This is a genomic window from Geofilum rubicundum JCM 15548 (assembly GCF_000974365.1).
Lineage (GTDB): Bacteria > Bacteroidota > Bacteroidia > Bacteroidales > Marinilabiliaceae > Geofilum > Geofilum rubicundum.
The window spans coordinates 23,302-46,710 of record NZ_BAZW01000004.1; the positions used below are offsets into that span (position 1 = coordinate 23,302).

At 44.1% G+C, this 23,409-nt stretch carries 22 protein-coding genes and 2 pseudogenes; 17 read left to right on the forward strand and 7 right to left on the reverse strand.

The annotated features are described in order from the left end of the window. Positions 1-163 precede the first annotated feature (163 nt). From JCM15548_RS22775 to JCM15548_RS03235, 3 genes are all read left to right on the forward strand, one after another. Positions 164-502 (forward strand): hypothetical protein, encoded by a 339-nt coding sequence (locus JCM15548_RS22775; protein WP_227625391.1) that lies wholly within the window; start codon positions 164-166, stop codon positions 500-502. A gap of 20 nt (positions 503-522) precedes the next feature. Continuing rightward, entirely contained in the window at positions 523-1,812 is a 1,290-nt protein-coding gene (locus JCM15548_RS03230; RefSeq protein WP_262486865.1) for a diphosphate--fructose-6-phosphate 1-phosphotransferase, read from the forward strand. A 118-nt stretch (positions 1,813-1,930) separates the two neighbouring features. Beyond that, positions 1,931-2,329, forward strand: a complete 399-nt coding sequence (locus JCM15548_RS03235) for an RrF2 family transcriptional regulator (protein ID WP_062122431.1) — start codon at positions 1,931-1,933, stop codon at positions 2,327-2,329. Between the two features lie 8 nt (positions 2,330-2,337). Here JCM15548_RS03235 and JCM15548_RS03240 read toward each other — a convergent pair. Continuing rightward, a pseudogene (locus tag JCM15548_RS03240) lies at positions 2,338-3,047 on the reverse strand (16S rRNA (uracil(1498)-N(3))-methyltransferase). A gap of 156 nt (positions 3,048-3,203) precedes the next feature. Between JCM15548_RS03240 and JCM15548_RS03245 the strand changes: the two are divergent. The 5 genes from JCM15548_RS03245 (at position 3,204) to mnmL (ending at position 8,520) form a co-directional block, all read left to right on the forward strand. Then, positions 3,204-3,827: a C39 family peptidase gene (locus tag JCM15548_RS03245; RefSeq protein ID WP_227625392.1), complete on the forward strand. Its 624-nt coding sequence runs from the start codon at positions 3,204-3,206 to the stop codon at positions 3,825-3,827. A 155-nt stretch (positions 3,828-3,982) separates the two neighbouring features. Then, the gene (locus JCM15548_RS03250) at positions 3,983-5,434 is read left to right on the forward strand and encodes a RimK family ATP-grasp domain-containing protein (RefSeq protein WP_062122432.1); all 1,452 of its coding nucleotides are present in this window, start codon (positions 3,983-3,985) and stop codon (positions 5,432-5,434) included. A gap of 51 nt (positions 5,435-5,485) precedes the next feature. Then, on the forward strand, positions 5,486-6,718 hold the full coding sequence (locus JCM15548_RS03255) for a glutamate-cysteine ligase family protein (RefSeq protein WP_062122537.1): 1,233 nt from the start codon (positions 5,486-5,488) through the stop codon (positions 6,716-6,718). A 6-nt stretch (positions 6,719-6,724) separates the two neighbouring features. Continuing rightward, on the forward strand, positions 6,725-7,408 hold the full coding sequence (locus JCM15548_RS03260) for an N-formylglutamate amidohydrolase (protein WP_062122433.1): 684 nt from the start codon (positions 6,725-6,727) through the stop codon (positions 7,406-7,408). 167 nt (positions 7,409-7,575) lie between these two features. Next, entirely contained in the window at positions 7,576-8,520 is a 945-nt protein-coding gene (gene mnmL / locus JCM15548_RS03265) for a tRNA modification radical SAM protein MnmL/YtqA (protein WP_062122434.1), read from the forward strand. A 116-nt stretch (positions 8,521-8,636) separates the two neighbouring features. On the opposite strand, the gene JCM15548_RS03270 is transcribed toward mnmL, so the two are convergent. The 3 genes and pseudogenes from JCM15548_RS03270 to JCM15548_RS03280 form a co-directional block, all read right to left on the reverse strand. Beyond that, complete coding sequence (locus JCM15548_RS03270; RefSeq protein ID WP_062122435.1) at positions 8,637-9,365, reverse strand: DUF4197 domain-containing protein; 729 nt, start codon at positions 9,363-9,365, stop codon at positions 8,637-8,639. Positions 9,366-9,391: 26 nt separating this feature from the next. Further along, positions 9,392-10,134: pseudogene (locus JCM15548_RS03275) on the reverse strand (DUF4197 domain-containing protein). 42 nt (positions 10,135-10,176) lie between these two features. Then, positions 10,177-12,066, reverse strand: a complete 1,890-nt coding sequence (locus JCM15548_RS03280; RefSeq protein WP_227625393.1) for a YgiQ family radical SAM protein — start codon at positions 12,064-12,066, stop codon at positions 10,177-10,179. 190 nt (positions 12,067-12,256) lie between these two features. Here JCM15548_RS03280 and JCM15548_RS03285 point away from each other — a divergent pair, with 190 nt between their 5' ends. The 8 genes from JCM15548_RS03285 to JCM15548_RS03315 all read left to right on the forward strand — a co-directional run bounded on the left by JCM15548_RS03285 (position 12,257) and on the right by JCM15548_RS03315 (position 19,156). Next, the gene (locus JCM15548_RS03285) at positions 12,257-12,550 is read left to right on the forward strand and encodes a coiled-coil domain-containing protein (RefSeq protein ID WP_062122436.1); all 294 of its coding nucleotides are present in this window, start codon (positions 12,257-12,259) and stop codon (positions 12,548-12,550) included. 9 nt (positions 12,551-12,559) lie between these two features. Next, positions 12,560-12,850 (forward strand): cell division protein ZapA, encoded by a 291-nt coding sequence (locus JCM15548_RS03290; RefSeq protein ID WP_062122437.1) that lies wholly within the window; start codon positions 12,560-12,562, stop codon positions 12,848-12,850. A gap of 130 nt (positions 12,851-12,980) precedes the next feature. Continuing rightward, positions 12,981-14,510 (forward strand): ribonuclease Y, encoded by a 1,530-nt coding sequence (gene rny, locus JCM15548_RS03295; protein WP_062122438.1) that lies wholly within the window; start codon positions 12,981-12,983, stop codon positions 14,508-14,510. Positions 14,511-14,612: 102 nt separating this feature from the next. Further along, on the forward strand, positions 14,613-15,602 hold the full coding sequence (locus tag JCM15548_RS03300) for an SDR family oxidoreductase (protein ID WP_062122439.1): 990 nt from the start codon (positions 14,613-14,615) through the stop codon (positions 15,600-15,602). Between the two features lie 57 nt (positions 15,603-15,659). Then, positions 15,660-16,775: a GDP-mannose 4,6-dehydratase gene (gene gmd, locus JCM15548_RS03305; RefSeq protein WP_062122440.1), complete on the forward strand. Its 1,116-nt coding sequence runs from the start codon at positions 15,660-15,662 to the stop codon at positions 16,773-16,775. Continuing rightward, positions 16,775-16,993 carry an NAD-dependent epimerase/dehydratase family protein gene (locus JCM15548_RS25935; protein ID WP_305047371.1) on the forward strand — a complete coding sequence of 73 codons (219 nt, stop codon included), beginning with the start codon at positions 16,775-16,777 and terminating at the stop codon, positions 16,991-16,993. Before gmd ends, JCM15548_RS25935 begins: the two co-directional genes overlap by 1 nt. Then, positions 16,896-17,852 carry a GDP-L-fucose synthase family protein gene (locus tag JCM15548_RS03310; protein WP_305047369.1) on the forward strand — a complete coding sequence of 319 codons (957 nt, stop codon included), beginning with the start codon at positions 16,896-16,898 and terminating at the stop codon, positions 17,850-17,852. Before JCM15548_RS25935 ends, JCM15548_RS03310 begins: the two co-directional genes overlap by 98 nt. Positions 17,853-17,983: 131 nt before the next feature. Beyond that, positions 17,984-19,156 (forward strand): MalY/PatB family protein, encoded by a 1,173-nt coding sequence (locus JCM15548_RS03315; RefSeq protein WP_062122441.1) that lies wholly within the window; start codon positions 17,984-17,986, stop codon positions 19,154-19,156. Between the two features lie 61 nt (positions 19,157-19,217). On the opposite strand, the gene JCM15548_RS03320 is transcribed toward JCM15548_RS03315, so the two are convergent. Continuing rightward, on the reverse strand, positions 19,218-20,099 hold the full coding sequence (locus tag JCM15548_RS03320) for a DMT family transporter (RefSeq protein ID WP_062122442.1): 882 nt from the start codon (positions 20,097-20,099) through the stop codon (positions 19,218-19,220). 134 nt (positions 20,100-20,233) lie between these two features. Here JCM15548_RS03320 and JCM15548_RS03325 point away from each other — a divergent pair, with 134 nt between their 5' ends. Beyond that, positions 20,234-21,046, forward strand: coding sequence for a M48 family metallopeptidase (locus JCM15548_RS03325; protein ID WP_062122443.1), 813 nt, complete (start codon positions 20,234-20,236; stop codon positions 21,044-21,046). A gap of 65 nt (positions 21,047-21,111) precedes the next feature. Here JCM15548_RS03325 and kdsA read toward each other — a convergent pair whose 3' ends face one another. Both kdsA and JCM15548_RS03335 read right to left on the reverse strand, forming a co-directional pair. Next, positions 21,112-21,930 carry a 3-deoxy-8-phosphooctulonate synthase gene (kdsA, locus tag JCM15548_RS03330; RefSeq protein ID WP_062122444.1) on the reverse strand — a complete coding sequence of 273 codons (819 nt, stop codon included), beginning with the start codon at positions 21,928-21,930 and terminating at the stop codon, positions 21,112-21,114. Between the two features lie 140 nt (positions 21,931-22,070). Continuing rightward, entirely contained in the window at positions 22,071-23,348 is a 1,278-nt protein-coding gene (locus JCM15548_RS03335) for a replication-associated recombination protein A (RefSeq protein WP_062122445.1), read from the reverse strand. Positions 23,349-23,409: the final 61 nt, after the last annotated feature.

Sequence of the window (23,409 nt, forward strand, 5' to 3'; positions counted from 1 at the left end):
GGATTAATATTTCAATTTGTAATAATTAAGACTTCAATTTTTTAACTTTGAAAAAATATTCTCAAATTTGCAATTTAATTATAGCATGGGGTTTTAAGAGAAGATTCTTTCCGCTTAATATAGTATCAATTAATAAATACATACATATTTAAAACATCTATCAATGTTAAAAAGTCCACTTCAAATTGCACGGGAAAGCTATGTTCCCAAAATGCCAAAATCACTGAAAGGCATTGTTAAAATCGTAGAAGGGAACAAAACTCAATCCGTTGCCGATCAGGCAGATATTGAAAAAATATTTCCCAATACTTATGGCATGCCCGTTATCACATTTGAAACTGGTAGTGAAGCCAAGCAGTATCCTGTTTATAAAGTAGGGGTGATTCTTTCCGGCGGACAGGCCCCCGGTGGTCATAATGTGATATCAGGTTTGTTTGACGGATTAAAAGCATGTAACCAGGAAAATAAATTATATGGTTTTCAAGGGGCCCCAGTGGCTTAGTCGATAATCAGTTTATCGAGTTGTCCCGTGAAGTTGTTTTGGAGTATCGCAATACAGGAGGTTTCGACATTATTGGCTCGGGACGAACCAAGTTGGAGGAAGAAGCTCAATTCGACAAGGTGATTGAAAATTGTCAAAAGCTGGGCATTAAAGCCCTGGTTGTGATAGGTGGTGATGACTCCAATACCAATGCTTGTGTTTTAGCGGAGTATTTTGCCCAAAAGAAATCCGGTATTCAGGTAATCGGCGTTCCCAAAACCATTGATGGTGATTTGAAAAATGAAGTAGTTGAGACTTCATTTGGTTTTGATACAGCATGCAAAACCTATAGTGAATTGATTGGTAACATCCAGCGGGATGCCAACTCTGCCAAAAAATATTATCACTTTATTCGTCTGATGGGACGTTCCGCTTCGCACATTTGTCTGGAATGCGCTTTGGAAACCCAGCCCAATGTGACCATTATTTCTGAAGAAGTAGAGCAAAAAGGAATGACCTTGGATGATCTGGTAACGGAAATAGCCGATGTGGTCATGAAAAGGGCTGAAAACGGATATAACTTTGGTACCGTTCTTATTCCAGAAGGTGTGGTAGAGTTTGTTCCTGCTATGAAAAAATTGATTGCCTCTTTGAATGATATTTTGGCGAAGTACGAAGCTGAAGTGGCCGTTTTAGAGACTAACCGGGACCGTCGTGATTTTGTTTCCACAAAATTAGATGAGGAATCTGCAGAAGTGTTTACCAGTTTGCCCAATGCTTTTGCCAATCAGTTAATGTTGGATCGTGATCCGCATGGCAATGTGCAGGTATCAATGATTGAGACTGAGAAATTGCTGATAGATATGGTGAAAGCCAAACTAAAGAAACGCAAAAAGGCTGGTGAGTTCAACGGTAAGTTTTCCGGTCAGTCTCACTTCTTTGGCTACGAAGGTCGTTGTGCGACTCCTTCTAACTTTGATGCTGATTATTGCTTTACGCTTGGATATACGGCTTCTTTGCTTATCTCGGAGGGCAAGACAGGTTACATGGCTTCGGTAAAGAACCTAACAGCCCCTGCTGATCAATGGATTCCGGGTGGAGCCCCCATCACCATGATGATGAACATGGAGAGACGTCATGGGGAAATGAAGCCGGTGATTCAAAAAGCTTTGGTGGACTTGAAGGGGCGTCCGTTCTTGAAATTGGTTGAAAACCGCGAAGATTGGGCCATGAATACGCGCTATTTGTATCCGGGTCCCATTCAGTACTTTGGCCCGGCCTCAGTAAGCGATATAACTACTTTTACTTTGCAATTAGAACAAGCAAAATAATCTGCTTATCAGGTCTTTTTAAACAAGAGGTTGTCAAGGTTGGCAGCCTCTTGTTCTGATTTGGCTTTTTCGTATATTTGTCGTTTAATTTTGGTAATCCAATCATTTATAATTTTTTATGTCGAATATAGTAGCCTTGTCGGAAGCAGCATCTATCGGTCTTCACAGTATGGTTTTAATTGCCCGTTCCAACGATACACTAAATGTTGGACAGATTGCCGAAAAAATTCTAAGTTCTCGTCATCACGTGGCTAAAATTCTTCAGCGTTTGGCCAAAAATGGATTTATTTCTTCGAACCGGGGACCTTCCGGGGGATTTATGCTACGCAAAAATCCGGATGAAATTACCCTACTGGATATTTACGAAGCCATTGAAGGCAAATTTCAGGTTCAAAGTTGTCCGGGGGATAAACCAACCTGTCCATTCGGGACCTGCTTGTTGGGTGATATGTCCCACAAAGTGTCGACTGAAATTCGTGATTATTTGGTCAATAAGCGTTTAAGCGACTACTTATAAGAGGTGATTTACCCCTCATTGATTAAGCGCACAATATGACAGGCTGCTATGGCTGCTGTCTCGGTTCTCAACCTTTTTGTCCCCAGCGAGACTGGCTTAAACCCCTGTTCAATGGCCAAGGCTACTTCCTCCTGCTAAAATCGCCTTCTGGTCCAATTAACACAAGTGCATTACGCCCTTTTTGAAGGACGTTTTTCAAATGGGGTTCATGTCCGTTATGGCAATGGGCAATGAATTTATCACCATCGAAGGGTGTTTTTATAAACTCATTAAACGGGGTTAGCCCCTTAAGTGTTGGTCGCCAGTAGCTTCCCGATTGTTTGATGGCTGATGTGATTACTTTCTCCAGTCGGGGCGGTTTAATGGTTTTTCTTTCAGAATTCTTGACAACAATCGGTGTGATCCATTCGATACCTATTTCGGTGCTTTTTTCCAGGAACCATTCCGTGCGGTCAATGTTTTTAGTGGGGGCAATAGCAATGTGGCATTGCACGGATGCCGGTGATTGACTTTTCTGTCCGTTTATTTTAACCGAACAGGCCTTCGGCGAGGCGACGACTATGGTACCTTCAAAAAGATGTCCTTTGCCATCCATAATTTGTATGGAATCACCTGAATGATGCCTCAATACCCGAATGCAGTGCGCCGATTCTTCCGGACTAAGAAGTCCGCCATTGGTAAGAATATCTGGTTCGTAGAAGAGTTGCATAAGTGGCATTTTTAAATTTGAAACAAAAGTAGGAAATTGATTAAAAAAAAGCGCATTAGACGTACATCAAATCAAAAAATGTTGTTCATTTGGTGCATTCAGAATGCCCCATCCTATTTTGAAGGCTGATAGGTTGAAGTGTTTATAAATCAATACGATAAAACAATGAAACTTCACAATTTTGTTCAGATACTACCACAGCCGGACGACATAACTTGTGGTCCAACCAGCTTGCATGCCGTTTACCGGTATTTTGGAATGGAATTGGCGCTGGAAGAAGTAATAGGCACAGTGAAATCTTTGGAAGGGGGTGGGACCCTGGCTGTGATGTTAGGGGTTGATGCCTTGAAACGAGGTTTCGATGCCACCATATACAGTTATAATCTGAAAATGTTTGATCCTTCCTGGAAAAATGATGACAATGACACACTCATTAATAATCTGGAACATCAACTGCAATACAAATCCGGTAAAAAATTTGTTCAGGCCACCAGAGCCTATCAATCGTTTTTGCATTTGGGGGGCCGTATTAAATTTGAAGATTTGCACCGTGATTTGCTAAAGCGTTATCTGGTTCAGAACATCCCCATTCTTACGGGATTAAGCGCCACTTATTTATATGATTCCACCAGAGAGTATACCAATCGCAAGAACCAATCGGTATTTGATCCGATAAAAGGGGAGCCCGTAGGGCATTTTGTTGTATTGTGTGGTATCAAAGGAGCCACGGTCTACGTGGCCGACCCCTATAAGGAAAATCCTTATCGGGAAAAAATTATTACGATGTAGGGCTTAACCGTTTAATGAATGCCATTCTCCTGGGGAGTGTTACATATGATGCCAATTTGTTGATGGTTTTACCCAAAAAAGAGACCTCTTGAAATGGTCCCTCAGGAAGAACAGAAATTTTAAATAAAAACCAAATCGCTCTTTTTTGAAGTAGAATGAAAAAACTAATTGTCATTAACCATCCGCAAAAGTGGACCATCGATATACCTGGTGTTAAAGTTATTTCACCCAAGGTTTATCTTGAAGATGAAGAATACGCCAATATGAAGAATGTGCGTGTTTTCAACCTTTGTTACGATTATGCCTACCAAACTCGGGGCTATTACGTCTCACTTTTGGCCGAGGCACGTGGACAAAAGGTCATACCTTCGGTTAAACACATTTTGGATTTAAAAGCGCATGCCATTGTAAAATCGATTTCTGAAGCGCAGGACGCACTTATTCAGAAAGCTATGAAGCATATAAAGTCTTCAGAATTCATAATGAGCATCTATTTTGGACACAATGTATCGCCGCAGTATGATAAGCTGGCACGTGAATTATATCGCTTGTTTCAAGCCCCCTTGTTACGCGCCCGTTTTGTGCATGATGGCAAAAAATGGGAACTTTCATCGGTAAAAACCATTCCGTACAAAGAAATTCCGGAGCATCACATTCCCTTTGTCAACGGATTTGCCGAAAACTACTTTATGCAAAAGCGTTACGATAACGTCAAAGTGGACAAGTACAAGTATGATCTGGCCATTTTAGTCAATCCGGAAGAAAAGTCTCCGCCATCCAACAAAAAAGCCATTGCCAACTTTGTGGAGGCCGCCGAAAAGCAAGGATGTTATGTCGAATTGATTACCAAAGAGGATTATAGCCGTTTGGGAGAGTTTGATGCTTTATTCATCCGTGAAACAACGGCAGTCAATCACCATACCTACCGCATGTCGCGCAGGGCGCAAAGGGAAGGACTGGCGGTTATTGATTCTCCTGAGTCTATTCTCAAGTGCGCCAATAAAGTCTATTTGGCCGAGATATTAACCTTATCGCGCATTCCCACCCCCAAAACCATTACCATTCATACCGAAAATGTAAAAGGTGTTGAAAACAAGCTGGGTTTTCCCTGTGTACTGAAATTGCCGGATTCTTCGTTTTCACAAGGTGTGGTCAAGGTTTCTTCTCCTGAAGAAATGCGCCTCAAGGTGCGTGAAATGATGAGAATATCTGATCTGATTATTGCTCAGGAATTTCTTCCCACGGCATTTGACTGGCGTGTGGGTATCCTTAATAATGAGGTGCTATTTGTTTGTAAATACTATATGGCCAAAGATCACTGGCAAATCTACAATTGGGGGAGTCAAAAGAAATCGGACGTGACCGGCCATTTTGATATTTTCAAATTGGATGAAGTACCCCCTTACATCATTGAAACCGCCTTAAAAGCCACCCGATTGATTGGAAATGGGCTATATGGGGTGGATGTGAAAGATTTGGATGGTAAAGCCTCGGTGATTGAAATCAATGATAATCCCAACATCGATGCCGGTGTTGAAGATTCCTTGATGGGTGAAAAGCTCTACGCCAGAATTATTTCGCATTTATTGAGTTTGGTTAATCGATGAAAGGCCGGATTGTGGACATAACGAAAGCTGTTTTTAATGACTGGAAATGCCATGAATAGTAAAGAAAAGCGCTATGCGCTTTTTGAAGTGACCGGTGTTGAACTGGAATATATGATTGTAGATGCTGACACACTGGACGTTAAACCTTTGTGTGATGCCATCATGAAAGAGGTTGCCGGTGAAATGGCCAGTGAATACGAAAATGGCGGCATTGCCTGGTCCAATGAATTGGTGAATCATGTGCTTGAACTTAAAACCAACGGACCTGCCATTTCATTAAAAGGTCTGAGCTCCTCTTTTTTTGAAAATGTACAAGCCATCAATCGCTTGTTGTCAAAACACAAGGCTGTTTTGATGCCTACGGGTGCTCATCCCTGGATGGATCCTTTCACAGAGACGGTTTTGTGGCCCCATGAAAACAATGAGATTTATGCCCTCTATAACCGGATTTTTGATTGCAGGGGGCACGGGTGGAGTAATCTGCAAAGTACACACATCAACCTGCCATTTGGCAATGATGCAGAGTTCGGACGCTTACATGCTGCCATTCGCTTATTGTTGCCCCTGTTGCCGGCTATCGCTGCCAGCACACCGCTTTTGGACGGCAGGCCGACCGGCTTTAGTGATAGCCGTCTGGAGACTTATCGCTTTAATCAAAGGAAGATACCATCCATTGCAGGGCAAATAATACCGGAGGCGGTTTTTAGCGAAGCTGAATACCACCGGGTCATTTTTAATCCCATCATTAAGGATATTCGGCCCTATGATGAAGCAGGTGTATTATCCCACCACTTTTTAAATTCACGCGGGGCCATTGCACGGTTTGACCGGGGGGCTGTTGAAATCCGGTTACTGGACATTCAGGAGAGTTCTAAAGCTGATTTGGCCATCGTAGAATTAATTGTGGCCGTATTGCAAAACATGGTGGGCGGGCGCTTCATTTCTTATTGCCAGCAACAGGAATGGCCGGAAGAATTACTTTTTGATATTTTACAAGCCAACATCGTAGGGGGTGAAAAAGCCCTTATTGCCAATAGAAGTTACCTGCAGATGTGGGGCTTAGATAAACCTTCGGCTACAGGAAGCGAGTTGTGGAAACATATTTTCGGGCAGGTAAAGGAAGTATTAAGTGAGGAGTCAAGGGCGGTCATTGAGCACATTCTGGAAGAAGGCACCTTAAGTACACGCATTTTAAACGCTTTAGAGGGTGATTTTTCACGAGCAAATTTGCGACAGGTTTATGGCAGACTTTCAGGAGTGCTCAATAATAATGAATTGTTTTAAGTAGCTATGGTCAAGCTGTTTTTGTCCTGCGAGCATGGTGGTCATCAATTACCACCGCACTACCAACATCTCTTTGTTGGCAGTCGGGAAGTCCTTGAAAGTCACCGGGGCTGGGACATTGGTGCCCTTCCTTTATTTCATGCTTTGAACCGACTACCGGTTCACTTTTCGCTCTACAGTGAAGTGTCCCGCTTATTGGTTGATTTAAACCGTTCGCTGCACAAGCGTTCTCTGTTTTCTGACTATACAAAAGGATTGTCGGATGAGATGAAGCGAAAAATCTTAAACGAATTTTATTTTCCTTTCAGATCCACATTTGCCAAAAAGGTGGAGGAGGTTGTTGACAACAAGCATGAGGTCTTCCATGTCTCTGTGCACTCCTTTACGCCAATTTTGAATGGTGAAGTTAGAAATGCCGATATAGGGCTGTTGTTTAATCCGTCCCATGCAAGGGAGAAGGAAATGGCCCTTAAATGGAAGGCTGTTTTGAATGAAAAATGTCCCTATCTCAAGGTTCGGTTCAATTATCCTTATTTGGGAAAAACCGATGGGCATGTAGCTCCCCTGCGCCAAATATTTGGCAAGGCCTATTCAGGGATTGAATTGGAAATGAACAACAAGCATGCTGAAAAAGTTAAAGTGATGAATGATATCCTCCTGTCATATAGAATCTTAATAGATTCGATGTAACAAAGGCGAGAGCTGTTTTTTATGCACCCGCCAATCACAAGGACCTTTTGAAGTTAAAGTTATGTCTGGCATAACATTAAATAATTGCTCCTCCTAAAATGGCTGTTGTTTAGGCAGGATGGTCAATTATTATAGATTACCATTATCTTTGCCCAAAAATTTTTGGCATGACATTTCCCTGGGGGCACGATCAACGATACAATGATTTTGGCAGATATATGCGACAGCGTTTTAAGGGGCGGGTTCAAAAACTATCTCTGAATGCCGGTTTTACCTGTCCAAACAGAGATGGTAGTAAAGGCACAGGAGGTTGCAGTTTTTGTAACAATGATACCTTTAAACCTGCTTATTGTCAGCCAATAATGTCCGTTTCAGATCAAATTAGAAAAGGCATTGATCTCTTTCGCGTCCGATATCCGGATATCCGGTTTTTGGCTTATTTTCAAGCCTATACGAATACCTACGCGGAGCTTTCTCAACTTAAAAAACTGTATGAAGAAGCACTGGCCATCCCTGATGTGATGGGCCTAATCGTAGGTACCCGGCCCGATTGTCTGCCAGAGCCCTTGCTGGACTATTTTGAAGAATTGCAAAAGCGGGTGTACGTTACTGTAGAGCTGGGCATTGAATCTACCAAGGATTTAACCCTGGAACGGGTTAATCGGGGCCATGATTTTGCCTGCACGCAGGATGCTGTAAGTCGGCTGGCAGATCGGAACATTCTGGTTGGTGCCCATTTAATTCTGGGTTTACCGGGAGAAACCAGAGAAGACATGCTCACCCATGCCGACAAGCTGTCACAGTTGCCCATCCATTATTTGAAAGTCCACCAATTGCAATATGTCCGGGGCTCGGTCATGGGACAGGATTATCTCAACCATCCTGAAAAATACCAGGTGTTTGAATTGGAAGCGTATCTAGATCTGGTGGTTGATTTCATTGAAAGAGTGCGGCCAGATATTGTTCTGGAACGTTTTGCCAGTCAGGCCCCCTTCGAATTACTGCTCGCTCCCAAGTGGGGCGTTAAAAATTTTGAAGTCAGCCGAATGGTTGAAAAGCGATTGGCCGAAAGAAACAGCTGGCAAGGGAAGCTATGGAAGCAGGCACCATGACGTAAAAAAGAGAAGGCCGGTAAAAAAGCCTTCTCTTTTTTGATGCTGATTTTAGCGTTTCCAAATGGTCGATGATCTGCCTGTAAATCTGAAATACAGAGTGCCTGCCAATTTGTTTATTGACCAAAAACGGTATTGAGCAAATCCGTGCCACGGGCTGCCGGATTGGTCCGAATCTGGATCTCCTCTTCGGCAATTTTTAAAAACAGGCCATCCAGCGCCTTATCGGTCAGGTAACCATCCAGTTGCGTGTTCACTGGTTGTAACCCCGCCATTTGTCCCACCAGTGTGTTGGCCACACTATTGAACTGGCCAACCAGGGTTGCCCATAAGCTATTGGTCGAGACATTACCTATCAACTTTTTATCCAGAGAAGCCTGCAATTTGGGTTGATACAAACCAAAAAGCTCCGTGTAGGTGCTGTTCCTTAGGTAGGTAGTAGCCGCATCATTGTCGCCATTTAGAATGGTAAGACCATCCACAATGCTCATGTCCGTAATGGCATTTATGAAAATGGGCGCCGCTTCCCTGGCAGCATCTTCTGCTGAACGGTTGATGCCTAACAATATTTGCTCGATCAATAAATTACCACCCGGGACGAGCGATATGTTATCAACGATGATGTCTGCTTCGGGTGGCAGCATTATCTTTACGGCTTCATCTGCAAAATAACCATCGGCCATTGATAATTGACCGGAAGCAGAATGGGTGCCCAAAACCAACATTTCTTTAAGCCCCTTCACAATGGTTCCATTCGACAGGAAACCGTTCTCTTCATCAAATAATTCATCACAACTGCTAAATAACAAAGTTGAAAGCAGTAATGCCATACGCCACTTTTTCATAATTCTAATTTTGAAGATTATTAATTTTACTTACCAAACACCCGTCGTAAAAGATCTGTCACACGGGCGTTGGCATCGGTTCGTATTTTTTGTTCTTCCACGGCCAGTTTTAAAAACAAGCCTCGAGCGCTTTATCGGTCAGATAGGTATCCAGCTCTACTTCGACCTTGTTTAAACCAGCTACCTGACCGGCCAGACTTCCGGCTAACCGGTTCCACTGAGTGGTGAGGGTTTCCCATGATTGATTGGTGGAGACACCGGCGATCAGTTTTTTATCCAGAGAGGTTTTCAATTTGGGTTGGTACAGGTTGAATAGTTGCTGGTAGGTATTGTTTTTCAAGTAGGAGGTAGCGGCATCCTGTTCTCCGCGCAAAATGCCAAATCCATCCTGAATGCTCATTTGGGTAATGGCCCGATAAAAAACCGGTCCCGCTTCTCTGGCCGCATCTTCTGCCGAACGGTTGATACGTAATATCAGGTCCTCCAGCATTTTTTCTCCACCGGGCAGACGGTGCACATTGTTAACAATAACAGCGGCTTCAGGCGGCAATAGAATTTTGACCGCCTGATCGCCATAGTAGCCATTTTGGCGGGCCAGGCGGGAAGCAGCCGAATCCGTTCCAATCTTTAAGGCTTCCTTCAAACCGCTAACGACCTCTGTTTGTGTGAGCGGTCGTTCGGTATCAATCGTCTGTACAACTTGAAGTAACTCGGCACAACTACTTAACAGAAAAGCTGATAATATGAATAGGTAAATACGTCTTTTCATGGTAGATGGTTTAAATTTGGCCTGGAAATCTTAAGTTATAGATTACTTATACCTGTTTTTGCCGGATAAGGTTTTATTTTTTTTCTCAGATGGCTTACCCTTATCAAACAATAATGGTTCCATTTTTTGGAGCCCCTTGCTATTTAGAATCCTTCTGATTGTTTCGCGGTGTTCCGGCTTATACCAAAAAAAGAAGCTTCTCTGTCGCAGCTTTTCTTCCTTGCTTTTGGCCGTAAATACCGGCTTAAGTGTATAAGGATGGTATCCGGAGTAATAAATGACGGTGGATACCGTCATGGGGGTTGGTGTGAAATCCTGAATCTGTTCGAGATTGAAATCCAACTGCTTGGTTTGAATGGCTAGTTCAGCCATTTCTTGTTCGGTTGAAGCCGGGTGACTGGAAATGAAATAGGGGATAAGTTGCTGTTTAAGTCCCTCCGCCTGATTAATTTCATTGAACAGTCGGTTGAACTGCTGAAATAAGGCAAAAGGCGGTTTACGCATGATGTTTAACACCTTGTCTGATGTGTGCTCCGGGGCCACCTTCAGTCGGCCGGAAACATGTTTGGTAATGAGCTCGTGCGCATAGGTCTGGTGCGACTTTTTTTCTTCATTGGTGGCCTTGGGATTCATAAACAGATCATAACGCACCCCACTGCCAATGAATGACTTTTTAACGCCGGGCAGTTGATCCACTTGTCGGTAAACCTGTAGTAAAGGTTCATGTGAGGTGTTTAAATTACTACATACAGAGGGTAATATACAAGATGGTCTTTTACAACTTTTGCAGATATCCAGATCCCGGCCCCGCATCTTGTACATGTTGGCACTTGGTCCCCCCAGGTCAGAAAAATATCCCTTAAAATCGGCCATTTGGGTAATTTCCCGGGCTTCTCTTACAATGGATTCCGGCGAGCGTGAGGATATGAATTTACCTTGGTGGGCCGAGATGGTGCAAAAGCTACACCCCCCGAAACAACCTCTGTGGAGATTAATCGAATGCTTAATCATTTCATAGGCCGGAATTTCGCCCTTTTTGGCATATTTGGGATGTGGTAAGCGGGTATAGGGCAAATCATAGCTCTTATCCAGTTCTTTTGAATCCATTGGCGGATAAGGCGGATTAACGATGATTCGATGGGAACCACATATCTGTGTCAGACGGGCTGCTTCCAGGCGATTGGATTCTTGTTCGATGTGTTTAAAATTGGCTGCGTATTTTTTGGGGTCGCTGAGGCAATCTTCGTGACTGAAGAGTTCGATGGTGGACCACCTTTTGTGCCGGGGCAAGGCCGCCTCCTTTGCTTGCCTTACGGCAGTCTGGGGGAGGTTGTTCAGCTGACTAAAAGGGACCCCTCGTTGCAGCAAACGCACGAGTTCCCGCAGGGGTGATTCGCCCATGCCATAGACCAATAAATCGGCCTGAGACCAATCTAAAATACTTGATTTCAAATGGTCCTGCCAGTAGTCGTAATGGCTTAACCGACGCAAGGAGGCTTCAATGCCCCCAATAACAACCGGAATGTCCGGGAATTGGGCTTTGAGAATTTGGGAATATACAGCGGTGGCATAATCAGGCCTAAAGCCTGATTTTCCTCCGGGTGTGTAGGCATCGTCCGACCGAAGGCGTCGATTGGCGGTATAATGGTTCACCATCGAGTCCATATTGCCACCGGTCACACCAAAGAAAAGCCGGGGAGGGCCAAATTTTTTAAAATCACGTAAGTCGTCCCGCCAGTTGGGTTGTGGCACAATCACCACTTTAAGTCTCATTGATTCAAGGGTTCTGCCAATGACAGCGGCGCCAAAAGCCGGATGGTCTACGTAAGCATCACCGGAAAACAGAATGACATCGGGTTGATCCCAACCCAATAGCTGCATTTCCTTAACAGAAACCGGCAGCCATTTCTTTGTATCGATATTTTTATCCAAGAAAAAAACTTTGTGCAAAGATAATTTTTTTTCAGTTAATAAAAATGGGGTATTTCCTTTATATTGCGTGGCTTAAAGTTGTATATTGCGCATGGTTTCATTTTTCATGGAAAACAAAAATCAGAAAAGTATATCACTTTTTTTTTTAATTTTAAAACCAATGTTAATTTTGTAAGGGAAATTATATATCATGGTTAATCCGAATAACGACATTATTGCTAATTTAGAGCAGAAAATTGATTTGTTGGTTGACAGGTACCAGGCTGAAAAAGAAGAGAATAAGATGCTAAGAAGCCAGGTGACACAGTTGACGGATCAATTGGATCGAAGTGTATCATCTTATTCTTTACTTGAAGAGAGTTTCGGTAAGTTAAAGGTAGCCAAAACTTTAGAAGCTTCAGGTGAGGATGTGCGGGATACCAAATTAAGGATTAATCAAATAGTGCGGGAAATTGATAAGTGCATTGCCCTGTTGAATCGTTAAAAGCTTAAGATGGACGACAAACTTTCTATACGTGTGAATGTGGCCGATCGTTTCTACCCTTTAAGGGTGGATCGTGACGATGAGGAACGCATTCGAAAAGCAGCGAAGCTCATTAACGATAAAGTATTGCAATACAAACAGCGTTATAACGATAAGGATGTTCAGGATTTTTTAGCCATGGCTGCTTTGCAGTATGTGATTAAAAATCTGGAAATGGAGAATAGTCAGGATGCCTCCCCTTTAGTGAATGCCGTTTCGTTATTGGATCAAAAGCTTGAAAAGATTTTAGCAGAGGAATAGCATTTTTATTACATCGTATATCCCGCATTTTTTTCCTGAAGTAAAGGTCTTTAACCGACTCTTGCTTTGATTTTTATGACAGGAATGAAATGCGTTTTTTATTATATAATGTGAACTAAATGATTAAATAATGGAAATATTAATAGGTGTATTGGCCTTCTTTATAGGTGGGTTGCTGGCCTGGTTTATCATCACGCAGGCATTAAAATCCCGTTCGCGAAAAATTATTCGTGAGGCAGAGGCAGAAGCTGAAGTTATTCGAAAGGATAAGATTCTTCAGGCTAAGGAAAAATTTCTGCAACTTAAAGCAGAGCATGAAAAAGAGATCAACAGCAGAAATGCCAAGGTTCTGGCCATTGAGAATAAAGTTAAGCAAAAAGAAACGGCCGTATCTCAGCGCATAGAGGAGTATCAACGGAAGAAAAAAGAAACGGATGCCATTCGTGAAAATTTAGATCTTCAGTTGGAAATAGTGGAGCGCAAGAGCGAAGAGCTGGAAAGAATGCATAAGCAACAGGTGGAGCATTTAGAATCCATCTCCGGCATGTCGGCTGAAGAAGCGAAGGAAATGTTGACGGAGTCGTTAAAGGCAGAGGCTAAAACGGAGGCCATGTCGTACATCAACGACATTATGGATGACGCCAAAATCAATGCCAATAAGGAAGCCAAGCGCATCGTTCTGAATACAGTTCAAAGAGTGGCCACCGAAACAGCCATAGAAAATGCGGTGACTATTTTTCATATCGATTCTGATGAGATTAAAGGGCGGATCATAGGTCGCGAAGGTCGAAACATCCGCGCTTTGGAGGCTGCCACCGGTGTAGAGATTATTGTGGATGACACACCTGAAGCCATTGTGCTTTCTGCCTTTGATCCCATGCGCAGAGAAATTGCCCGCCTGGCCTTACACCAGTTGGTAACCGATGGACGTATCCACCCCGCCAGGATTGAGGAAGTGGTGAACAAAGTCCGCAAGCAAGTAGAAGAAGAGATTATTGAAACGGGTAAACGAACTTCCATCGATCTCGGCGTACACGGCTTACATCCTGAATTAATCAAACTGGTGGGTAAGATGAAATACCGTTCATCTTACGGTCAGAATTTACTTCAGCACAGTCGGGAAACAGCCAACTTATGTGCCATTATGGCCTCGGAACTGGGCTTGAATGTAAAAAGAGCCAAGCGTGCCGGTTTGCTGCATGATATTGGTAAAGTGTCGGATGAGGATCCTGAATTGCCACATGCTATTTTGGGTATGAAACTGGCTGAGAAGTACAAAGAGAAGCCGGATATCTCCAATGCCATTGGCGCGCATCATGACGAAGTGGAAATGACCACCATGATCGCCCCCATTATTCAGGTATGTGATGCCATATCGGGTGCACGGCCTGGCGCCCGTCGCGAGGTGGTTGAATCCTATATCAAACGATTGAAGGATCTGGAAACGATGGCTTTAAGTTATCCGGGTGTACTTAAGACTTACGCCATTCAGGCCGGTCGGGAGTTACGTGTGATTGTCGGAAGTGAAAAAGTGAACGACAAGGATGCAGAAGAGTTGTCCTACGATATTGCTAAGAAAATCCAGACGGAAATGACCTATCCCGGTCAGGTTAAGATCACTGTAATCAGAGAAACCAGAGCGATCAGTTACGCTAAATAATTCTTTTCAATGGAATAAATCATTAAGGGCTGCCCGATTGGGCGGCCCTTAATGATTTATCAGAGATAAATTTCTTACTTTTGCGTGATAAATAAAGAAACAATGGCCATTATCAAGAATAAAACCGTTCTGGTAACCGGGGGAGCCGGTTTTATAGGATCCAATATCATCGACCGATTATTGATTCAGGAGAATAAAGTTATTTGTCTCGATAATTTTTCGACAGGGAAACGGGAAAACATTGCACAGCACCAATCCCATCCTGATTTTGACCTGATCGAAGGAGACATACGAAATTTAAATACCTGTCATTCCGCTTGTAAAGGTGTTGATATTGTCTTACACCAGGCTGCCCTTGGGTCCGTTCCCAGATCCATCAATGATCCCATCACCACCAATGATGTTAACGTCAGCGGCTTTTTAAACATGCTTGTTGCTGCCAGGGATGCTGGCGTGAATCGTTTTGTTTATGCGGCCAGCAGCTCGACCTATGGGGATAGTAAGGAACTGCCCAAGGTAGAGGAGGTAATAGGCCAGCCTTTATCTCCCTATGCGGTTACAAAATACGTGAATGAGCTTTATGCCTCCGTCTTTGCCCGTACCTATAATATGCAGCTGATTGGTTTAAGGTATTTCAATGTTTTTGGTCCACGTCAGGATCCCAACGGGGCCTATGCGGCAGTGATCCCTTTATTTGTGAAGGCCCTTATTTTGAAACAGTCGCCCAAAATCAATGGCGACGGTAGTTTCTCCAGGGATTTTACTTATGTGGCCAATGTGATTCAGGCCAATGAAAGGGCTGCTACCATTGAAAACCCCGAAGCCATTAATAATGTTTACAATGTGGCATGTGGTGAACGTACCTCGCTGAATGAATTGGTGAGTTTGTTAAAAGAATTTTTATCATCGTATGATGGCAGCATTGCTCAGGTTAATACTGAGTACGGGCCGCAGCGTGCCGGTGACGTTCCTCATTCGCTGGCTACCATTGACAAAGCAGCCCGTCTGCTCCATTACCAGCCCACTCATTTATTTAAGGAGGGCCTCCAGGAAGCCATTAGCTGGTACTGGAAAAGCTTTGGTGAAGCATAATAATACCGCAAAATTGACAATTAACCCCTATATTACTATTAAAAACATAAGATTATCATGGCTAAAACCGCATTAATTTCCGGGGTAACCGGACAAGATGGAGCGTATCTTTCAGAGTACCTCTTAAAGAAAGGCTATAACGTCCATGGTATTAAACGTCGTTCCTCCATGTTTAATACCGATCGCATTGATCACATATACCAGGATCCGCATACTGAAAACCGGAATTTCACCCTGCATTATGGCGACTTAACGGACTCCACCAATCTTATCCGTATTATTCAGGAAACCCAACCAGATGAGATATATAATTTGGCCGCGATGTCACATGTGGGCGTTAGTTTTGACACCCCTGAATATACGGCCAATGCCGATGGTATTGGCACGCTGCGTTTTCTGGAAGCCATTCGCTTGTTGGGACTAACTGAGAAAACCCGGTTTTATCAGGCTTCTACCAGTGAACTTTATGGTTTGGTACAGCAGGTGCCACAAAGTGAGGCAACGCCTTTCTATCCGCGGTCACCCTATGCTGTTGCTAAGTTGTATGCCTACTGGATTACAATAAACTACCGGGAGGCCTACAACATGTACGCGACCAATGGTATTTTATTCAACCACGAGTCGCCCATACGTGGGGAGACTTTTGTGACCCGAAAAATAACCCGTGCCGTTTCGCGTATTGGTTTGGGTCTGCAGGAGAAGGTTTTTCTGGGTAACTTATCGGCTAAACGGGACTGGGGACATGCCAAGGACTATGTTAAGGCGATGTATCTGATACTTCAGCAGGATCAGCCGGACGATTATGTGATTGCCACAGGTGTTACAACAGAGGTACGTGATTTCGTGCGTATGTCCTTTGCCTATCTCAATTGCGAAATTGAATTCCGTGGAGAAGGCGTGGATGAAAAAGGTTATGTGGTAGCCTGTACGAACGAAGCGTTTAATCACCTGGTTGGAAAATGCGTTGTAGAAGTGGATCCCCGCTATTTCAGACCAACGGAGGTGGAGCTTCTAATTGGTGATCCGACAAAGGCCAAAAAGCAATTGGGCTGGGAACCCAAATATGATTTGAAAGGTTTGGTGGATGACATGATGGGCTCTGATTTGAAGTTGATGAAGAAAGATAAGTACCTGAGAGAAGGTGGTTATCAAACACTAAATTATTTCGAGTAATGGATAAGAAAAGTAAAATTTATGTGGCCGGACATCGTGGTTTGGTGGGGTCCGCCATCACCCGTTTTTTACAAGACAAGGGCTTTAATAATTTAGTGCTTCCCGACAGCTCAATTGGATTTGGTCAATCAGGCCCAGGTCGAGGCGTTTTTCAAAAAGGAGCAACCAGAATATGTGTTTCTGGCAGCCGCCAAAGTGGGTGGAATTATGGCCAATAATACCTACCGGGCTGATTTTATCTATGAGAACATCCAAATTCAGAACAACATTATCCACTCGGCTTATCAGTCGGGTGTAAAAAAGCTGTTGTTCCTGGGCAGTTCCTGTATTTATCCCAAGGAATGTCCTCAGCCCATGAAGGAAGAGCATTTATTAACGGGGCCTCTGGAATATACCAACGAGCCCTACGCCATTGCAAAAATTGCCGGAATGAAGCTTTGTGAATCTTACAATCTTCAGTACGGAACGGACTTTGTATCTGTTATGCCCACAAATTTGTATGGTCCCAATGACAACTATAATTTGCACGGTTCTCATGTATTGCCTGCGCTCATCCGAAAAATGCATTTGGGCAAATTATTGATGGACGATGATATGAACGGTGTTCGGGTAGATGTTGAGCACAAACCTATGCGTGGCTTTTCTGCTTCTCAGGACGATAAACAATTGATTCACGCATTGGAGGAGTTTGGTATTTTTAAATCTGGTAATGAGGTGGAAATTAAGCTTTGGGGCAGTGGAACGCCCCGGCGGGAATTTCTTCATTCGGATGACCTCGCTGCTGCCGTTGTTTTTGTTATGCAAAATATCAGCTTTAAGGATGTTGTAGAGGAGCGTGGACTGCAGGAGGTTCGGAACACGCACATCAACATTGGTTCCGGAGTTGATTTGTCCATTGCAGAACTGGCAGAAATGGTTAAAAAAATAACCGGCTTCAAGGGGAAAATCAGCTGGGATGCGGATAAACCCGATGGCACTTATCGGAAGCTGATGGATGTATCCCGTTTACGCGATTTGGGGTGGCAGGCCACCATCGAATTGGAGGCGGGTATCCGAAAAGTGTATCAAGCCTACTGAAAATGATGACTGCCTATTCAAAAGCCCTGTGAACCAAGTTTGCAGGGCTTTGTTGCTTTGGAAAGGGATTTTTTCTTTACTTTTAGATTTCGATTCAAACTCATTCAATAATGACTTTCAAAAATAGTTCAATGTCTCAATTCGACGAAATAATCAACAGAGAAGGAACGCGCGCTCTCAAATTGGAATACAGGGAGCGTTTGTTTGGTAAAGATGATGTGATTCCTTTATGGGTGGCTGATATGGATTTTGCTGCACCACCTGCGGTAAGGGAAGCCTTGAGCAAAAGGATGGAACACCCGATATTTGGCTATACCAACCGGCCCGATGCCTTTTTTAAATCCATCATGGGATGGTTGAAAAGGCGTTTCGACTGGGAAGTTGATCAAGGGTGGATTGAATTTTCTCCAGGGGTAGTTCCCAACCTGGGCTTAGCTGTCCAGGCCTTCACGCAACCGGGAGAGGGAGTGATTATTCAGCCACCGGTCTATCCGCCCTTTTTTGGGGTGGTGAGGGATTTTAACCGGGAGGTGGTTGAAAATCCGCTCAAAGAAACAGATGAGGGGTATGTGATGGACTTTGAGCATTTTGAAAAAGTATGCTCTGTACCTCAAAACAAATTGTTTTTATTGTGCCATCCGCATAATCCGGTAGGCAGGGTATGGACACCGGAAGAACTGTTGAGAATGGGCGATATCTGCCGGCGAAACAAGGTGACCATTATCTCGGATGAGATACATGCGGATCTGGTATTGTTTGGACATCAGCACCGTCCGTTGGCCACCATTTCGCCAGAGATAGCTGACATCACCGTCACTTGCATGGCGCCCAGTAAAACCTTCAATCTGGCGGGATTAAGCACCTCCTACATGATCGCTTCCAATCCTGAATTGTTAAAGGCCATGCGCGGTCAGGTTTTGGGGTATCACTTACACATGGGCAATACCTTTGGCGCTCTGGCCTTGGAGGCGGCTTACAATGCGTCGGAGGACTGGCTGGAGGATCTGAAGACCTATTTGGAGGGCAATTATCACCTCGTGTTGGAATATCTCGAAAAATATCTGCCAGAAGTGAAGGTCCCGCGACTGGAGGCAACCTATCTTTTGTGGATGGATTTTAGAGCCTGGGGCATGAATCAAAATGAACTGAAAAGCTTTATGGCTCAGAAGGCGGGATTGGGATTAAATGACGGCAATACATTTGGACGTGAGGGACGTGGCTTTATGCGCATGAATCTGGCCAGTCCACGGTCCGTTATCGCTGAAGCCATGCAACGCATCGTAGATGCCAGAAATAAGAATTAGCCTGTAAATGCACCAAATTCGGTTTAATAGGTGTTGCTATTAGAGGGCCATGATTTGGTGTTCATTTATTGCGTATCCTATTTCTTCGAAGTACGGGGAAAAGCAATACAGCACCCAAAATAATGAGGGTGCCTGCATAAAAGCCGGTGGACATGCGTTCGGATTCACCAAAAAACAAAAAGGCCATCAAAATGCCATAAACCGGTTCCAGATTAATGGTTAAAACCACTGTGTAAGCCGATAGGGTTTGCATCACTTTAACACTGGCCATATAGGCATAAGCGGTGCATACGATGCCCAATAATAGCAGGTAAAACCAATCCCAATGGGACGGGGTGGCCAATCCGGAAGCAAATGTATTATTGGCCCACAGGTACAGTGTTATCCCTATAAATCCACCGCCCATTTCATAAAAACTGATGGTGGTAGGATGGTAAACACGAATGAATCGCTTGTTTAAAACAGTAAAAAGGGCCGCCAAAAATGCCGAAATTATGCCGGTGACGATGCCTGCCAGATGATCGGGTTCAAATTGAAATATGGTATAAAGTCCTATTATGATGATGAACCCGATAAATACTTCCAATTTTGAGAGTGCCCTTTTAATAAGGGCAGGCTCCAGAAAGCTCGTAAATAAGGTGGTTGTTGCCAGGCAGCCCAGGGCCACTGAGATGGTGGATATTTTTATGGCGTGAAAAAAGGTGACCCAGTGCATGGCCACAATAAAGCCAACGCCAATGAGTTTAAGGATAGGTTTTAAAGGCAGTTGAAACGGCGTTCGAAACAACAACAACATGCCGCCCAGGGCAACAAAGGCAATTAGCATTCTATACCATACCAATTGGGTGGCATCCAGACTAATCAGGCGACCCAGAATGGCCGTAAAGCCATATATGAACACAATAACATGCAGGTGGATCAGATCTTTTGTATGGGTTTTCATCAGATGGTTGGCGATTTTTGGCAAAAATGCGAAAATATTCTTTAACCTTATATGATAAAACCGGGCAATGATGCGAAATATTCACTAAATTAGTGTGATTTACTTGAGCTGGAAATAATAATAATTTGCAAGCAATGAAAAAGAATAAAATAAGTGTGGTATGGCTAATGACAATTTTGCTATCCATATTGGTATGGGCATGTTCTGTGGTGCCCTTTACCGGCAGGAGACAGTTGAGTATGGTGCCCGAATCAGAAATAATGGCCATGAGTTTTAGCCAGTATGATGCGTTTTTGAAAGAAAACGCTTTGTCGAAAAACAAAGCCCAGACCGCTTTGGTAAAAAAAGTCGGGGCCAACATATCTACGGCCGTTGATCGGTATTTTTCAGAAAATGGTCTTGAGGATCAACTATCTAATTTTCAGTGGGAATTTAATTTAGCGGCAGATGATACGCCAAATGCCTGGTGTATGCCCGGAGGAAAGGTGATGGTTTATGAGGGGATTTTACCCATTACGCAAGATGAAAACGGTCTGGCTGTTGTCATGGGGCATGAAATAGCTCATGCCATTGCCAAACATGGCAGTGAACGGATGAGTCAGCAAATGGGCGCCCAGTTAGGCGCTACAGCTCTGAGCGTTGTTTTGGCCGAAAAACCGGAGGAAACAAAAAACCTGTATATGACCGCCTTTGGTGTAGCTACGCAGGTTGGTGTCATTTTGCCTTACTCACGTACCCATGAAACGGAAGCCGACCGGTTGGGATTGATTTTTATGGCCATGGCAGGTTATGATCCGTCTACTGCAGTGGCCTTCTGGAGTAGAATGGCCGAGCAAAGTGGTGGCAGTAACCCCATTCCCTTTTTGAGTACCCACCCAAGTAGTAATTCCCGGATAAGAAATCTGCAAAAAGCTTTGCCGGAAGCCATGAAGTATTACCGGCCTTAAACAACCAGGCAGTCACTAAAAATAAATCCGGAACGGGACATTAGGCGCCCTGCTCCGGATTTTTTTTACAAACTGTTGATGGTGCTTCGAATGGCCGCTAGTCGTGTCATCAAACCTTCCAGCAAATCCAGGCGCAGCATATTGGCCCCATCAGATTTGGCACTGGCCGGATCATGGTGGGTTTCGAGGAAGAAACCATCTACGCCAACAGCTACCCCGGCACGCGCCACCGTCTCAATGAGTTGGGGTTTCCCCCCGGTAACGCCTGACGACTGGTTGGGCTGTTGTAAGGAATGGGTAATGTCCAGAACTACCGGAGCTTCAAATGCCTGCATGGCCGGAATCCCTCTGTAGTCGACGATTAAATCCTGATAACCAAACATGGTTCCCCGGTCGGTAATCATCACCTTCGCATTACCGGCATCCCGGACCTTTTTGACCGCAAATTGCATGGCTTCAGGGGCCAAAAACTGACCTTTTTTGATGTTGACCACTTTGCCGGTTTCGGCGGCAGCGACCAGAAGGTCGGTTTGCCGGCAAAGGAAGGCCGGAATTTGTAATACATCCACATATTCAGCCGCCATAGCGGCTTCATTGGCCGCATGAATATCGGTCACGGTGGGTACATCAAAAGTTTCGCTGACTTTTCGTAGGATTTTTAAAGCTTTTTCATCGCCTATGCCTGCAAAGGAGTCGATACGTGAGCGGTTGGCCTTGCGGTAGGAACCTTTAAAAATAAAAGGTATTTTCAGGCGGTCGGTGACGCGCAAAATCTCTTCGGCAATGCGCAGGGCCATATCTTCGCCTTCAATGGCGCAGGGACCGGCCAGAAGAAAAAACTGCCCGCTATCCGAATGCTTAATTTTTGGAATACTGCTTATCATTTGGTCTCTATTTTGTGTCAATTTGGTGTGAACAATAAAACGGATGAATTCTCAGCCTTTTTTAAGAAAGTGTCAAAGACGAGAAAAAAGTCTACCCCGATTTTTCGGGAGAGTATTGGGCATTTTCTTATTAAGACCATTCAATATTTCTTTTTCCATAAGAATTCCATTCGCTCCCTGAGTTTCGCCTCCTGAGGGTTGTTTTGAGGGGTCCAGAGTTGCTTTTTACTCAACTTTTCAGGCAGAAATTCCTGCTCGGCAAAATTGTTGGGAAAGTCGTGCGAATACTTATAGGCTTTACCATAATCCAACTCTTTCATTAATTGGGTTGGGGCATTTCGTAAATGCAGGGGAACCGGCAGGTTGCCCGTCTCACGTACCAGTGCCTGGGCCTGATTAATGGCCATGTAGGCCGAATTGCTTTTGGGGCAGGTCGCCAAATAAATGGTGACTTCACTCAATATGATTCTGGACTCCGGCCAGCCAACCATTTTGATGGCCTCAAAAGCATTGGTAGCCAGCAAAAGAGCGTTGGGGTTGGCCAGACCAATATCTTCGGCTGCTGAAATGAGCAGTCGGCGTGCAATAAACTTGGGATCTTCGCCACCCTCCACCATACGGGCCAGCCAATAGACGGCGGCATCCGGATCGCTGCCGCGAATGGATTTGATAAAGGCCGAAATGATGTCGTAATGCATTTCGCCGTTCTTATCGTATTGGGCAGGATTTTGCTGCAAAAGTTCGGTTACTTTTTCATTGGTGATGACAATCTCCTCCGCATCATCGTGTGAATTGGTAACGAGCTCGATGATATTCAAAAATTTGCGGGCGTCGCCACCCGCAAATCGCATCAATGCATCCTCTTCTTTCAAAAAAAAAGTTCTGTTCTTCAACACCACATCATTCTTCAAAATGAGGTGGTATAAGTCCATCAAATCCGCGTTTTCCAAAGATTTTAAAACATATACCTGACAACGGGAGAGTAAGGGAGAAATAACTTCAAAAGAGGGGTTTTCTGTAGTGGCGCCGATAAGTGTAACCACTCCTTCTTCGACAGCACCTAAAAGGCTGTCCTGTTGTGATTTGCTGAAACGATGAATTTCATCGATAAACAAAATGGGAGAGGCGCTGTTGAAAAAGCGTGAGTTGCGTGCCTTTTCAATGGCCTCACGCACATCTTTCACACCTGATGAGACAGCAGATAACACATAAAACGGTCTTTCCAACTGATGGGCAATGATTTTGGCCAGTGTGGTTTTTCCCACTCCTGGCGGGCCCCATAGTAAGATGGACGAAATTTTACCCGATTCCAGCATTTTGCGCAACACAGCACCTTCACCGACCAGGTGTTTCTGGCCAATGTAGTCGCTGAGCGACTTAGGGCGCATGCGTTCTGCAAGAGGGGGATAACTACTCATAATGTCGGCACTTTTTGCATGGCAAAGTTAGCTTTTTTTGAATTAGAAACCATGGTGAAGG